The sequence below is a fragment of the Streptomyces sp. GbtcB6 genome (assembly GCF_019091475.1).
GTDB lineage: Bacteria > Actinomycetota > Actinomycetes > Streptomycetales > Streptomycetaceae > Streptomyces > Streptomyces hyaluromycini.
Window position 1 is genome coordinate 1 of sequence record NZ_JAGXJL010000441.1, and the last position, 239, is coordinate 239.

The window sequence follows — 239 nt, forward strand, 5'->3', positions numbered from 1 at the left end:
GACGGCAACCCCGCGTGCTGCCGCGGGTCGTGGTGCGGGGTGACGCCCTGCGCCGGGTAGGACTCGGCCACCGTGCACGGCTGCAGGGAGGACGGCACACGGGGCAGGGCGCCCGGGCCGAGGTCCTTCTCCAGATGACGCAGCAGGGCGTCGCGGCCCCGCTCGTGGTGCAGGACCCGGCCGGAGACGAGGGTCCGGCTGGCGGTTCCGTCCGGGCCGATGCGGGGCAGCCGTCCGAT

1 protein-coding gene is annotated in these 239 nt (G+C 76.6%); it reads right to left on the minus strand.

The genetic code is table 11. From position 1 onward, the window contains the following. The coding region (locus KVT45_RS55605; RefSeq protein WP_217562766.1) for a DUF4916 domain-containing protein at window positions 1-239 on the minus strand (239 nt) is incomplete at both ends.